The 12,777-nt window shown below is 63.6% G+C and carries 13 protein-coding genes and 1 tRNA gene; 12 read left to right on the forward strand and 2 right to left on the reverse strand.

Annotated features, from left to right (window positions below; all coding sequences use genetic code 11):
- The 9 genes from PHD22_RS14060 to ilvD form a co-directional block, all read left to right on the forward strand.
- The coding region (locus PHD22_RS14060) for a tetratricopeptide repeat protein (RefSeq protein ID WP_366520742.1) at positions 1 to 1,725 on the forward strand (1,725 nt) is incomplete at its 5' end.
- Entirely contained in the window at positions 1,722 to 2,291 is a 570-nt protein-coding gene (gene lolB / locus PHD22_RS14065; RefSeq protein ID WP_299868108.1) for a lipoprotein insertase outer membrane protein LolB, read from the forward strand. The genes PHD22_RS14060 and lolB, both read left to right, overlap by 4 nt.
- An 11-nt stretch (positions 2,292 to 2,302) precedes the next feature.
- Positions 2,303 to 3,181, forward strand: a complete 879-nt coding sequence (gene ispE / locus PHD22_RS14070) for a 4-(cytidine 5'-diphospho)-2-C-methyl-D-erythritol kinase (RefSeq protein WP_299868111.1) — start codon at positions 2,303 to 2,305, stop codon at positions 3,179 to 3,181.
- A gap of 18 nt (positions 3,182 to 3,199) precedes the next feature.
- Positions 3,200 to 3,276: transfer RNA gene (locus tag PHD22_RS14075), tRNA-Gln, on the forward strand.
- A 73-nt stretch (positions 3,277 to 3,349) separates the two neighbouring features.
- Positions 3,350 to 4,300: a ribose-phosphate pyrophosphokinase gene (locus tag PHD22_RS14080; RefSeq protein WP_299868114.1), complete on the forward strand. Its 951-nt coding sequence runs from the start codon at positions 3,350 to 3,352 to the stop codon at positions 4,298 to 4,300.
- A 91-nt stretch (positions 4,301 to 4,391) separates the two neighbouring features.
- A complete protein-coding gene (locus PHD22_RS14085; protein WP_299868117.1) occupies positions 4,392 to 4,991 on the forward strand; it encodes a 50S ribosomal protein L25/general stress protein Ctc in 600 nt (199 codons plus the stop codon).
- Between the two features lie 30 nt (positions 4,992 to 5,021).
- The gene (gene pth, locus PHD22_RS14090; protein ID WP_299868120.1) at positions 5,022 to 5,648 is read left to right on the forward strand and encodes an aminoacyl-tRNA hydrolase; all 627 of its coding nucleotides are present in this window, start codon (positions 5,022 to 5,024) and stop codon (positions 5,646 to 5,648) included.
- 95 nt (positions 5,649 to 5,743) lie between these two features.
- Positions 5,744 to 7,366, forward strand: coding sequence for a methyl-accepting chemotaxis protein (locus tag PHD22_RS14095; protein WP_299868123.1), 1,623 nt, complete (start codon positions 5,744 to 5,746; stop codon positions 7,364 to 7,366).
- Positions 7,367 to 7,433: 67 nt separating this feature from the next.
- The gene (ilvD, locus tag PHD22_RS14100) at positions 7,434 to 9,275 is read left to right on the forward strand and encodes a dihydroxy-acid dehydratase (RefSeq protein WP_299868126.1); all 1,842 of its coding nucleotides are present in this window, start codon (positions 7,434 to 7,436) and stop codon (positions 9,273 to 9,275) included.
- Between the two features lie 52 nt (positions 9,276 to 9,327).
- Here the strand turns inward: ilvD and PHD22_RS14105 are convergent, their stop codons facing one another.
- Positions 9,328 to 9,834 carry a GNAT family N-acetyltransferase gene (locus PHD22_RS14105; protein WP_299868129.1) on the reverse strand — a complete coding sequence of 169 codons (507 nt, stop codon included), beginning with the start codon at positions 9,832 to 9,834 and terminating at the stop codon, positions 9,328 to 9,330.
- Between the two features lie 40 nt (positions 9,835 to 9,874).
- Positions 9,875 to 10,810 carry a hypothetical protein gene (locus PHD22_RS14110; protein ID WP_299868132.1) on the reverse strand — a complete coding sequence of 312 codons (936 nt, stop codon included), beginning with the start codon at positions 10,808 to 10,810 and terminating at the stop codon, positions 9,875 to 9,877.
- 357 nt (positions 10,811 to 11,167) lie between these two features.
- On the opposite strand from PHD22_RS14110, the gene hypA reads away from it, so the two are divergent.
- The 3 genes from hypA to PHD22_RS14125 form a co-directional block, all read left to right on the forward strand.
- The gene (gene hypA, locus PHD22_RS14115; RefSeq protein ID WP_299868135.1) at positions 11,168 to 11,509 is read left to right on the forward strand and encodes a hydrogenase maturation nickel metallochaperone HypA; all 342 of its coding nucleotides are present in this window, start codon (positions 11,168 to 11,170) and stop codon (positions 11,507 to 11,509) included.
- A 13-nt stretch (positions 11,510 to 11,522) separates the two neighbouring features.
- Entirely contained in the window at positions 11,523 to 12,539 is a 1,017-nt protein-coding gene (gene hypB, locus PHD22_RS14120; protein ID WP_299868139.1) for a hydrogenase nickel incorporation protein HypB, read from the forward strand.
- Positions 12,523 to 12,777 (forward strand): acylphosphatase (locus PHD22_RS14125; RefSeq protein ID WP_299868142.1); only part of this gene is annotated, 255 nt, incomplete at its 3' end. The genes hypB and PHD22_RS14125, both read left to right, overlap by 17 nt.

Below are 12,777 nucleotides of genomic sequence, written 5' to 3' on the forward strand. Positions count from 1 at the left end.
ATTCTGCTGCCCGCCCGCCTGGTGTTTGCCCTGCTGTTGTCCGTCGGCCTGGGTGTGGGGGTGCTGCCGGATGCGCGTGCGCAGGAGGGTGTCCCCGAGGAAGAGCCGGAGGGCAGCCAGGCGGTTCAGCCCGCCCAGGAGATGACGCCTCAGATCCTTTACCAGCTGATGCTGGCGGAGGTGGCGGCAGCCCGGGGGCAGACGGTGCTGGCGGCCCAGTCCTATCTGGATCTGGCCCGCAGCACCCGGGATGGGAGGGTTGCCCGGCGGGCAGCGGAAATGGCGCTGTTTTCCCGCGATGCCGAGCTGGCCAGCGAGGCGTCCCGGTTGTGGCTGGAAATCGACCCCGCCTCCGTGAAGGCTCAGCAGCTGGCGTCGGGAGCCCTGGCCGCCCACGCTCGCCTGGATGAACTCAAGGCCCAGCTGGGCAAGGCCCTGGCCAGTCAGGGAGACAAGACGGGTCCAGCCCTCCTGGGTCTGAATCGTGGCTTGGCGCGAATTCCTGACAAAGCCTTGATCCGGCGTCTGGTGGTCGAGCTGACCGAGCCTTATCTGAATTTGCCGGAGGCCCACTTTGCCCGGGCCAACGCGGCCTTCGTGGCGGGTGAGCCGGGGGCCGCCTCGCTGGCCCTGGATGGAGCGCTGGCCCTGCGTCCCGACTGGGAACAGGCGGTGCTGCTCAAGGCCCAGTTCCTGCATGAGGCCGAAGCAGGCCAGGGGGTGCCGCTCTTGCGGCGCTATCTGGATGCGCATCCGGATGCCCGGGAGCCCAGGCTGGCGCTGGCCCGCATGCTGGCGGCGGGGCGTGAGTTTGGCATGTCCCGGAAGGAGTTCGAGCGCCTGGTGGCACGGGATCCAGCCGACCGGGATGCCCTTCATGCGGCGGGCTTGCTGGCGCTCCAGGCGGGTGATTCGAGCGTGGCTGAAAGACATTTCCGCCGTCTCCTGGCGCTGGGGTTTCCTGACGCAGAGACCCTCCGGATGTATCTGGGGCAGATCGCCCAGGATGGCAAACGCAGCGAGGAGGCCCTGGAGTGGTATCGGGCCGTCGGGCCGGGCACCCAGTTCGTTCCGGCCCAGTCCCGCATTGCCCAGGTGCTCGCAGATCAGGGGCGGCTGGCGGAGGCCCGGGCCCATTTTCAGGAGGTGGCCCGGGTGTCGCCTCCGGGGGAGCGCAGCCAGTTCGTGCTGGCAGAAGCCCAGTTGCTGCGCGACGCTGGCCAGCAGGCGGCGGCGACTCAGGTCCTGGAAGAGGCTTTGCGTGGAGAGCCGGACAACCCGGAGTTTCTCTACGAGTCGGCCTTGATGGCCGAGCGCGCAGGGCAGCCGGATGTGATGGAAGGGCGTTTGCGCAAGCTGATTGCCTTGAAACCGGATCATGCCCATGCCTACAACGCGCTGGGCTATTCCCTGGCCGAACGCAACCAGCGCATCGATGAGGCCGAGGTGCTGATCCGTCAGGGCCTGGCCCTGGCGCCGGAGGATCCGTTCATCAGCGATAGCCTGGGATGGGTGCTGTACCGCAAGGGTGACCTGAAGGGGGCGCTGGAGTGGCTGCAGAAAGCCTACGGGCTGCGTGCGGATCCGGAAATTGCGGCCCATCTGGGCGAGGTCCAGTGGATGCTGGGACGTCGCGACGACGCAGCGAAAACCTGGCGGGAGGCTGCCAAGGCCCACCCTGGCAACGCCGCGCTGGCGGATGTGATGAGGAAGTTCAAGCCTTGAGGGCGACGTTTGCTGCCCTGGCGGCCCTTGCCCTGGCTGCCTGTGCCACTCCTGCGCCCGTTGCTCCCCCTGTTCCTGGCGCTCACCTTGTCAGGGCTGCGCTGACGCACTTTTCCCTGGAAGGGCGCTTGCAGGTCAGGGATGGCGAGCAGAATGCCATCGTCGGTGTGGACTGGCAGCACGGGCCCGGGCGGGATGAATGGTTGTTCACCGGTCCCCTGGGGCAGGGGCTCGCGAGGATTGAGGCGGATGCCGGTGGTGCCCGCCTGACTCTCCCCGATGGCCAGCGTCGTGACGCGTCGTCTGCCGCTGAGCTGGCTGAGTCCCTGCTCGGCGTGAGTGCCCCCCTGGCCTTGCTCCCGCTCTGGGTGACCGCTCGTCTGCAGCAGGGCGCCGAGGTTCGGGAAGTGGACGTTCTCGGCCGGCTGGCACGGGTGGTGGATCAGGGCTGGACCATCGAGTACCCTGCTTACGCGACCGAGACCCCCGAGAGTCTGCCCCGGCGGGTGGAGGTGCACCGGGGGGATACCCGCCTGCGCCTCATCGTTGATGCCTGGAACCCCTGATGACTGTTTTCATGCCACTTCAATCATCTTTCCCCGTTGACTTCATCGATCCGGCTGTGCCGCTCTGCGTTCCGGCCCCTGCCAAGATCAACCTCTTTCTTCATGTCGTGGGTCGTCGTCCAGATGGTTATCACCTCCTCCAGACGGCCTTCCGGATGCTGGACTGGGGGGACGAGATCACCTTGCTGCGCCGGAGTGATGGCCGGATCCTGCGGACGACGGAGGTGCCCGGTGTGCCGCCGGAGGCCGATCTGGTGGTCCGGGCGGCCCGTGCGCTCCAGCACGCAACCGGAACCTCCCTGGGAGCTGAAGTCGGTGTCTTGAAGCGTATTCCGATGGGGGGCGGGCTGGGAGGGGGCAGTTCCGATGCGGCCACTGTGCTGCTGGCCCTCAATCGTCTGTGGGGCACGGGATTGTCCCGGCGGCAGCTCCAGGAAATAGGCCTCACGCTCGGTGCGGATGTTCCGTTCTTCGTGTTTGGTGAGACGGCCTTTGCCGAAGGAGTTGGGGAGGCGCTGCAGCCCCTGGAAGTGCCGCCGGCCTGGTACGTGGTGGTGGCACCGCCCGCCGCGGTATCGACCGCTGAAATTTTTTCGGCACGAGAGTTGACACGTGATAGCGAAATCCTAATAATGCAGGCCTTCGCGATGCACACAACGCGGAACGACATGCAGAAAGTTGTTTGCGATCGTTATCCGGTGGTGTCTGAAGCGCTAGTCTGGTTGTCCCGCTACGGTGCAGCAAGGATGAGTGGTTCAGGAGCTTGTGTGTTTGCATCCTTTGATTCAAAGGATGAGGCAGGGCAGGTGGTAAGCGCGGCGCCGCAAGGCTGGCGTGTCTGGATGGCTCAAGGGCTGGACAGACATCCTCTGCGAAGCTGGGTTGTGTAGTAGCGAGAAAGATCAAATTGGGGAGTCGCCAAGTCGGTTAAGGCACCGGATTTTGATTCCGGCATTCGAGGGTTCGAATCCTTCCTCCCCAGCCAAATTCTGCGGGCAGGTTTTTAACCTGCCCGCTTTGTTTTAAAATTTCCAATTTACGTCGCACGAGAGGTGATCATGGCTTCGGGCAGCCTGATGGTTTTCACCGGCAACGCTAATCCCAAGCTGGCCGCTGATGTGGTTCGGCGGCTTGGGAAGTCCTTGGGTTCTGCCACTGTCGGGCGGTTCTCGGACGGCGAGGTCAATGTTGAACTTCTCGAGAACGTGCGGGGCAAGGACGTCTTCGTCCTTCAGCCGACCTGCGTTCCGACCAACGACAACATCATGGAGCTGCTGATCATGGTGGACGCGCTCAAACGCGCCTCCGCCGGTCGCATCACGGCAGCCATTCCCTATTTCGGTTACGCCCGTCAGGACCGCCGGCCGCGCTCTGCCCGTGTGCCCATCACCGCAAAGGTGGTGGCCAACATGCTCCAGGCCGCGGGCGTGCAGCGCGTGCTCACGGTGGATCTCCATGCCGACCAGATCCAGGGCTTTTTCGATATTCCCGTGGACAACATCTACGCGACGCCGGTCCTGCTGGCGGATCTCGAAAAGCAGAAGTACGAAGACCTGATGGTCGTCTCTCCCGACGTGGGCGGTGTTGTCCGCGCCAGAGCCTTTGCCAAGCGCCTCGAGTGTGATCTCGCGATCATCGACAAGCGCCGCCCCAAGGCCAATGTATCCGAGGTGATGAACATCATCGGTGAGGTCGAAGGCCGTACCTGCGTGATCATGGACGACATCGTGGATACCGCAGGCACCTTGTGCAAGGCAGCCCAGGCGCTCAAGGAAAACGGCGCCAAGCGGGTCCTGGCCTACTGCACCCATGCGGTGCTGTCCGGGCCGGCCATCAGCCGTGTCAATGAATCCGATCTGGACGAGCTGGTGGTGACCGACACCATTCCCCTGTCCGATGAGGGCCGTGCCTGCAAGCGCATCCGCACCGTATCCATCGGCGAACTGCTGGCCGATACCATCCTGCGGATCAGCAACGAAGAATCCGTCAGCTCGCTGTTCAGCGAGTAAGACTGCCTTTTCGAGCCAGTGGATGCACGTCCGCTGGCTTTTTCAGCCCGTCTGGTCGCGGATCGGGCTCATATTACTGGAGTAGTCAAGCATGACCATTCAATTCAACGCCAAGCTGCGTGACAAGCAGGGTTCGAGTGCGAGCCGCCGCCTGCGTCGCGCGGGCAGTGTTCCCGCCATTGTTTTCGGTGGTTCCAGCGCTCCCCAGCAGATCGAAGTGGATCACAACGAGATCTACCACGCCCTGCGCAATGAGGCTTTCCACTCCTCCGTGCTGAGCATGGTTGTCGATGGCGCCGCCCAGTCCGTGATTCTCAAGGACACCCAGTGGCACCCGTACAAGCAGCAGGTGCTCCACCTGGATTTCCAGCGCGTTGACGCTACCCACAAGATCCACGTGAAAGTGCCCCTGCACTTCATCAACGCGGATCTGGCCCCGGGCGTCAAGCTGGAAGGCGGCATCGTTTCCCATCCGCTCACCGAACTCGACCTTGAGTGCCTGCCGGGCGACCTGCCCGAGTTCATCGAGGTGGACCTGAAGGACCTGAAGAGCGGCTCCTCCATCCACGTCTCCAGCCTGAACCTGCCGAAGGGCGTCAAGGCCCTGACTCATGGTGAAGACCCGGTTGTGGCTACCATCCTGGCCGTGCGCGGTGGTGACGATGCTGCCGAGGAAACTCCGGCTGCCTGATTCACCTGAGGATTACGAGGTCGACCTGCGATGAGCCAGTCTGTACCCAAGCTCGTTGTCGGCCTCGGTAATCCCGGCGATGAGTACGCTGAAACCCGGCATAACGCCGGGTTTTGGTTTTGTGAGCGCCTGGCTCGGGATCTGGGCCTTTCCTGGAGCAGGGAAGCGCGCTTTCATGGCCTGGCGGCGAATGCCCGCAGTGAAGGTGTCTGGCTGCTGATGCCCCAGACCTTCATGAACCGTTCCGGTCAGTCGGTGGCTGCGTTGGCCCGGTTCTTCCGAATTGCGCCGGCCGAGATCCTGGTGGTGCACGACGAACTCGATATTCCCCCTGGCCAGTTGCGCCTCAAGTTCGGCGGCGGAATGGGGGGACACAACGGCCTCAAGGACATCACGGCCCACCTGGGCACCCAGGACTACTGGCGTCTGAGGGTCGGGATCGGTCATCCCGGCGATCGCAACGAAGTGGTCAACTTCGTCCTCAAGCCGCCCCGGCGGGAAGAGCTGGCGCTGATCGACGAGTCCATCAACAAGGCGCTGCTTGCCTGGCCCTTGCTCGCAAAGGGCGACTGGAATACGGCGACCCAGCGGCTCAATGCCCGCCCTGCTGTTCCAAAATCACCAAAAACGCCAAAACCATCCCCTTCTGACGCCTGATCCGGTTCAAGCTCCAGTGGTTTGGTGCCGTATATGTTGGACACTGGATACCCACCGCAGCGTCACCGCTCCGGCAGAGAAACGAGGGATGGATCATGAAAAAGCTTGCGGACACACCGATCTGGCTGCGTCTGACGGTCGTCATCTGGCTCATGCTGATCATTGCGTGGGGCGGGATGATCACCTGGGAAACCCGGGTCAACAGGGATACGGCCATTGCGCAGGCTGAGGATTTTGCCCACAGCATCCATGAGATGACCATGGCGGGGCTGACCGGCATGATGATCACCGGTACGGTCGGGCAGCGCGAAGTCTTTCTGGATCAGATCAAGCAGCTGTCGGTGATCAAGGATCTGGTGGTCATCCGGGGTGAAGGTGTCAGCAGGCAGTTTGGTGCGGGAAGTCGTGCCATGCCGCCCCTGGATGAAGATGAACGGCGCGCCTTTGCAACGGGGAAGGAAGTGGTCCGTGTCGAAAGCAGTGCCCTTGACGGAGAGTATCTTCGGGTCGTCAAGCCCGCTGTGGCTGCAGAAAACTATCTGGGCAAGAACTGCATCGCCTGCCACCAGGTTCCCGTGGGCACCCCCCTGGGCGTGGTGAGCATGAAGGTTTCCCTCGACAAGGTGAATGCTGCTGTCGATGCCTTCATGTGGAAGAGCATCTTCGCTGCCCTGGTGGTGTCCCTTCCCCTGATCCTGTTCGTGGTGTTCTTCATCCACCGCTTTGTTGTCACGCCGCTCACGGCGATGAACCACAGCCTGGAAGAGATCGCCAAGGGTGAGGGGGATCTGACCCGCCGCCTGGACGTGGAGGGGAATGACGAGATCGGTCGGACTGCGTCGGCATTCAACGAGATGCTGGGGACCATTGGCCAGTTGGTACGGCATGTTTCCGAATCGGCCGCCCGGGTCACTGGCTCGGCACACCAGCTGGCCGCCAGTGCAGGACAGGTGACCGATGGCTCCCGGCTCCAGAATGAACAGTCCGAGAACGCGGCGGCTTCCGTCGAGCGGATGGCAGAAAATATTGCCAACGTGGCTTCCAGCGCGGAACGGGTGCATCAGCGCTCCCAGGAAAGCCTCCGCCGATCAGAGGAAGGCGAGCGTACCCTGGGATCCCTGGTGACCGAGGTCAGCCACGCTGAGGATGCCGTGCGGCAGATGGCGGATTCGGTGGAGCAGTTCGTGGAGTCCACCTCCGCCATCACCAAGATGACCCAGGAGGTTCGGGAAATTGCCGAGCAGACCAATCTGCTGGCCCTGAATGCCGCCATTGAGGCGGCCCGGGCCGGAGAGCAGGGGCGGGGCTTTGCCGTGGTTGCTGATGAGGTACGGAAGCTGGCCGAAAAATCGGCGCGCTCGGCGGGGGAGATCGATACGGTGACGAGCCGCCTGAGCCGTCAGTCGGTAGCGGTGCGGGAGTCCATCCATACCGGTCTGGCCCACCTGGCATCCAGCCGGGAAGCGGTGGATAGCGTGGCCAGCGTGATTACGGCGGCCAACGAGTCGGTGGTGGAGGTAGGCCATGGTCTCGATGAGATTGCCGAGGCGACCGAGCAGCAGCGCCAGGCCAGTGCTGCGGTGGCGCACAGCATCGAGACCATCGCCGCGATGGCCCGGGAGAACAATGAGGCCGTGGAGTCTACGGCCCGTGCCGCCCGTGACATGGAGAGCCTGGCCAGTCAGTTGCAGCAAACGGTCTCGCGCTTCCGCGTCTGATCGGGTGCGAAAGCGCTAGAATGAAAAATTGGCAACACATCATTCGTTGAAAACGGAGTCAGTCCAGATGCCCCAGTACCGTTCCCGCACCTCCACCGCCGGCCGCAACATGGCCGGTGCCCGCGCCCTGTGGCGCGCCACCGGCATGAAGGACGGCGATTTCGAAAAGCCGATCATTGCCGTGGTGAACAGCTTCACCCAGTTCGTCCCGGGCCACGTGCACCTCAAGGACCTGGGCCAGCTGGTGGCACGGGAGATTGAGGCGGCCGGCGGCGTCGCCAAGGAATTCAACACCATCGCAGTGGATGACGGGATCGCCATGGGTCATGGCGGGATGCTCTACAGCCTGCCTTCCCGTGACCTGATCGCCGATAGCGTCGAGTACATGTGCAACGCCCACACCGCTGACGCCATGGTGTGCATCTCCAACTGCGACAAGATCACTCCGGGCATGTTGATGGCGGCCCTGCGTCTCAACATTCCCGCCATTTTTGTTTCCGGCGGGCCGATGGAGGCTGGCAAGGTCAAGTGGGAGGCCAAGGTGATCTCCCTCGACCTGGTGGATGCCATGGTCAAGGCTGCTGACAGCAGCTGCTCCGATGAGGAGGTGGATGCCATCGAGCGCTCCGCCTGTCCAACCTGTGGCTCCTGTTCCGGCATGTTCACTGCCAACTCCATGAACTGTCTGACCGAAGCCCTGGGGCTGTCCCTGCCGGGCAACGGCACCGTACTGGCGACCCATGCGGATCGGGAGCAGCTCTTCAAGCGCGCCGGCCGCAGCATCGTGAGCATGGCCCGCCGCTACTACGAGCAGGACGACGAGTCGGTGTTGCCGCGCAGCATCGCCAGTTTCAAGGCCTTCGAGAACGCGATCACCCTCGATGTGGCCATGGGGGGCTCCACCAACACCGTGCTGCACCTGCTGGCTGCCGCCAAGGAAGCGGGGGTCGATTTCACGATGAAGGACATCGACCGGATCTCCCGCCAGGTGCCCTGTCTGTGCAAGGTTGCGCCGGCCGTAGCCGATGTGCACATCGAGGATGTGCATCGGGCCGGCGGCATCATGGCCATCCTGGGCGAACTCAACCGTGCCGGCCTGCTCCATACGGACCTGCCCACGGTTCATAGCAAGAGTCTGGCCGAGGCACTGGCCACCTGGGATGTGATGAGCGCCCACGATTCCGGAGTGTTCAATTTCTACAAGGCAGCGCCCGGTGGTGTGCCCACTCAGGTGGCCTTCAGCCAGGATCGGCGCTGGAACGAGCTGGATCTGGATCGCAGCAAGGGCGTCATCCGTGACAGGGCCAATGCCTTCAGCCAGGACGGTGGCCTCGCCGTGCTCTATGGCAACATCGCCGAAAAGGGCTGTATCGTTAAGACGGCGGGAGTGGATGAGTCCATCTGGACCTTTACCGGCCGGGCCCGCGTGTTCGAGAGTCAGGAGGATGCTGTGGCCGGCATCCTGGCCGACCAGATTGTCGCCGGTGATGTGGTGGTGATCCGTTACGAAGGCCCTAAGGGCGGCCCGGGCATGCAGGAAATGCTCTATCCGACCAGTTACCTGAAGTCCAAGGGTTTGGGCAAAAGTTGCGCATTGCTGACCGACGGGCGCTTCTCCGGCGGCACCTCAGGCCTTTCCATCGGACACGCCTCGCCCGAGGCGGCTTGTGGGGGGGCCATCGGTCTGGTGGAAGAGGAGGATACGATTGAAATCGACATCCCCAACCGGCGCATTCATCTGGCCGTGTCCGATGCCGTACTGGCTGACCGTCGTGCGGCCCAGGATCTGCGTGGCTGGAAGCCGGTCAACCGGGTGCGCCATGTGTCGGCGGCCCTGCAGGCCTACGCAGCCCTGACCACCAGCGCGGATACCGGTGCGGTGCGGGATGTGACTCAGGTCCAGCGCTGATCCGCATCCTGTTGTTGCTCTGGCAAAACCCGGCGAAGGCCGGGTTTTGCCTTTAAAGCCCCGGGAGTTTCTTCTCGAGGAAGAGGGCCTTGCCCAGAGCCGGGTCCAGTTCGTAGCCCACGAAGCCGAAGTTCAGGTAGGCCTGGTGAGCCCCTGTGTTGCCTTCGAGTACTTCCAGGGTCAGCTTGCAGCAGCCCCGCTGGCGAGCAATCCCCTCCACATGAGCCAGTAGCGCGCGGGCGATGCCCCGGCGGCGCCAGTCCTCATGCACCACGATGTCGTGAATGTTCAGCAGGGGGCGGCCGGCGAAGGTGGAAAAACCTTCCACGCAATTCACCAGGCCGACGGGATGGCGGCCGGTGGGATCGACCCAGTGGGCGATGAAGCACAGCACGTTGGGTCTTGCCGCCAGTTCGGCGGGCAGGCGTGCCCGCAGCCCATCGTCCATGGCCTGTCCGCGGCCTGTTGGCCCCCGCATGTAGTGATCCAGCAGGAAGAGGAACTCGCATGTCGGTTCCGGTAGCGCAAAGTCTACCGGCTGGATCTGCAGGGAAGGCATGGGGTGGGTGTCGCCGGTAGATGTGACGGGATGACGGGGGTCAGACCTCGGGCGCGTTGGCATACAGGACTGCAGCGCTCAGGAGGCCCAGAAGCACGATCAGGAGCAACACGGCAGCCAGCAAGGGGCCGTAATTGACCAGGGCGAAGTGCCGTCCGCAGTCCCGGCAGCGATAGTAGCGGGTGAACTTCAGAACGCTTGAGCGCCGTGACTGCATCTGGGAGGGGCGGACATTCTTGCCGCCACATACGGCGCAGGTGGGGCAGGTGGGGTGATGGAGGCTCGCTTTGCGTATGGGACTGCCCCGGCCTTCTGCAGGTTTGGCAGGCGTGGCGGGCTCGGTCGGATCTTCCGGGGCGAGGTTGTGACGACTGGCGGTGGCCGCCAGCCGGGCAGTCAGCATCTTGTTGGTCTTGCTCAGACGGTAAAGCAGGAAGACCGTGATCAAGCCGAGCCCCACGACAACCAGCACGAGCGCCGAGGACAGGTGTGCCCGGGCGGCCTTGAGCAGGTCGAGCAGCGGGCTCAGCAGGGCCTGCCCTCCCGGATTCTGGGGGGGGGTGCTGGTGCTGGCGCTGGAAGGAGAGGGCTGGGGGCCGTTGGCATTCTCACCCTTGCCAGTGCGGAGCTCCTTGAGCTTGTCATGGCCATGCCATGCTGCATCGGCCGGTGACATGCCTGTGCGGGCCAGCGCGACGGCATCCTCGAAGGTGAACCCGGCTTCCCACCAGGCCAGCCGGTCACGGGGGGTGAAACCTTCCCGCTTCCATTGGGCCGGGTCGGATTGGTCCAGCTCTGCCATCAAGGTGCGGGTCTGACGGGCGGAGCTCACCCATTCCCGGGCCTCTTCGGGGTCAAATCCCTTGTCCGACCAGGTGCGGGCGATCAGCGGGGTAAAGCCCGAGCGTTTCCAGTCCAGGGCCTCCTGGGGCTTGAAGTCATGGCTTTGCCACTCCCGCGCCTCAATGGGGACCATGCCGGTCTTGTCCCAGCTGGTGATTTTTGGGACTCCGGCGACCTCCTGGGCGGCGGCGGTGTCGACGGGGGGGACAGAGCCCGGTGGCGTATCTGTAGCTGAGGCAGGGCCTGACAGAAGGACAAGAGCGAAGAGGAGGGAGAGGGGTTTCGTCATCATTTCGGAGACAATGGATCACCGGGGTTGCAGAATGGCATGAAAAGCCCCGATGCTCTGAGTAAAAAGTCGTGACATGCGGATACTTTGGTGTTTCGGCCCCCACTGGGTCCGTGGGGGAGGGTGTCTGGATCCTGCTGCCGGGGGCTTGTTGGGTATGGCATGCCGGTCAGGGGCCGGCAGGTTTCACGGAGAAGGCGGATGCATGAAATGTCCCTGGCGGAAAATATCCGCCAGATTATCGAGGAGGCGGGCTGCCGCCAGGGGTTTGGCCGGGTGAGGACGGTGATCCTGGAGGTCGGGGCGCTGGCTGCGGTGGAGCCGGAAAGCCTGCGTTTCTGTTTCGATCTGGTCATGAAGGACAGCATTGCCGATGGTGCCCGGCTGCAGATCGACTCTGTGCCCGGACAGGGGCAGTGCCTGCAGTGCGGGAAGACCGTGCCGGTCGCTGCACTATATGATCCATGTCCCTGCTGCGGCTGCTACGAAGTACAGGCGACGCTGGGTACGGGCATGCGCGTGCGAGAGCTGGAAATCGAATGAAGGTGGTCTGAAAATGTGCAATGTGTGCGGTTGTGGTGCCGGTGAGGCCCGCATCGAAGGTCAGTCCCTCCAACCTGGGCATGCCGGGGGTGGGCTGATGGCCTATCGGCGACTCCGGTCCCGGAATGAACGCCAGCATCTTCCTGCGGACAGCCGTTGGGTTGCTGTCGGCAGCCCGGTAGCTCCTTCAGGGGAGAAGCCTCTGGGTGAGAGTGAGGCCAGCCTGCTGCCCTCCGCTGCGCCGGCGGGCTTGATCCATTATGGCCAGGGAGCGGCGGGGGGAGAGGTGCCGGGCATGAGCCAGGCCAGGATGGTCCGGATCGAACAGGACATCCTGGGCAGGAACAATGTCCATGCTGCGCGCAATCGCGCCTGGCTGGCGGTGCGGGGGATCCTTGCCCTCAACCTGGTCTCCAGCCCGGGTTCAGGCAAGACCTCACTCCTGGTGCGGACCATTGAGGCCCTGCGCACACGGATTCCGCTGGCAGTGGTCGAGGGAGACCAGCAAACCAGTTTCGACGCGGAACGCATCCGCGCCACCGGTGCTCCGGCGCTACAGATCAATACCGGCAAGGGCTGTCATCTGGATGCCCGGATGGTGGAGCAGGCCCTGGAAAAGCTGTCTCCGGTGGAGGAGAGCGTGGTGTTGATCGAGAACGTGGGTAACCTGGTCTGCCCAGCGGCCTTCGATCTGGGAGAGGCTGCCAAGGTGGTGGTGTTGTCGGTGACTGAAGGGGAGGACAAGCCCCTCAAGTATCCGGACATGTTTGCGGCGGCCCGCCTGATGCTGCTGAACAAGGTGGACCTGCTGCCTTACCTGAGTTTCGACGTGGACAAAGCCCTGGATTTTGCCCGGCGGGTCAATCCGGGGCTGGAGATCATCTGTCTGTCGGCCACCACAGGGAGCGGCTTTTCGGCCTGGCTTGACTGGATCGAGGCGCGTCGCCGGGAGACTCTTGCGCTCCGTCATTCCGCCCCATTGACCTGTAACCTGCCATCAGGGCCTGAAAGTCATGCTGATCGTTGTTGACCCCACTCGGGTTGCCCGGCGCCTGAGGGTTCGGGGTGTCGTCCAGGGCGTGGGTTTCCGCCCGTTTGTCTATCGTTTTGCCCGCAGCCTGGGTCTGACTGGCTGGGTACGTAATGATGGGGGCGGAGTCGAGATCGAGATCCAGGGAAGCGAGCCCATCCTGGACGCGTTTACCCAGTGCCTGGCAACGGAAGCGCCGCCGCTGGCCCGGGTGGATTCCATCGAGCCCGAGGTGATT

It is taken from the genome of Zoogloea sp. (assembly GCF_028693495.1).
Lineage (GTDB): Bacteria > Pseudomonadota > Gammaproteobacteria > Burkholderiales > Rhodocyclaceae > Zoogloea.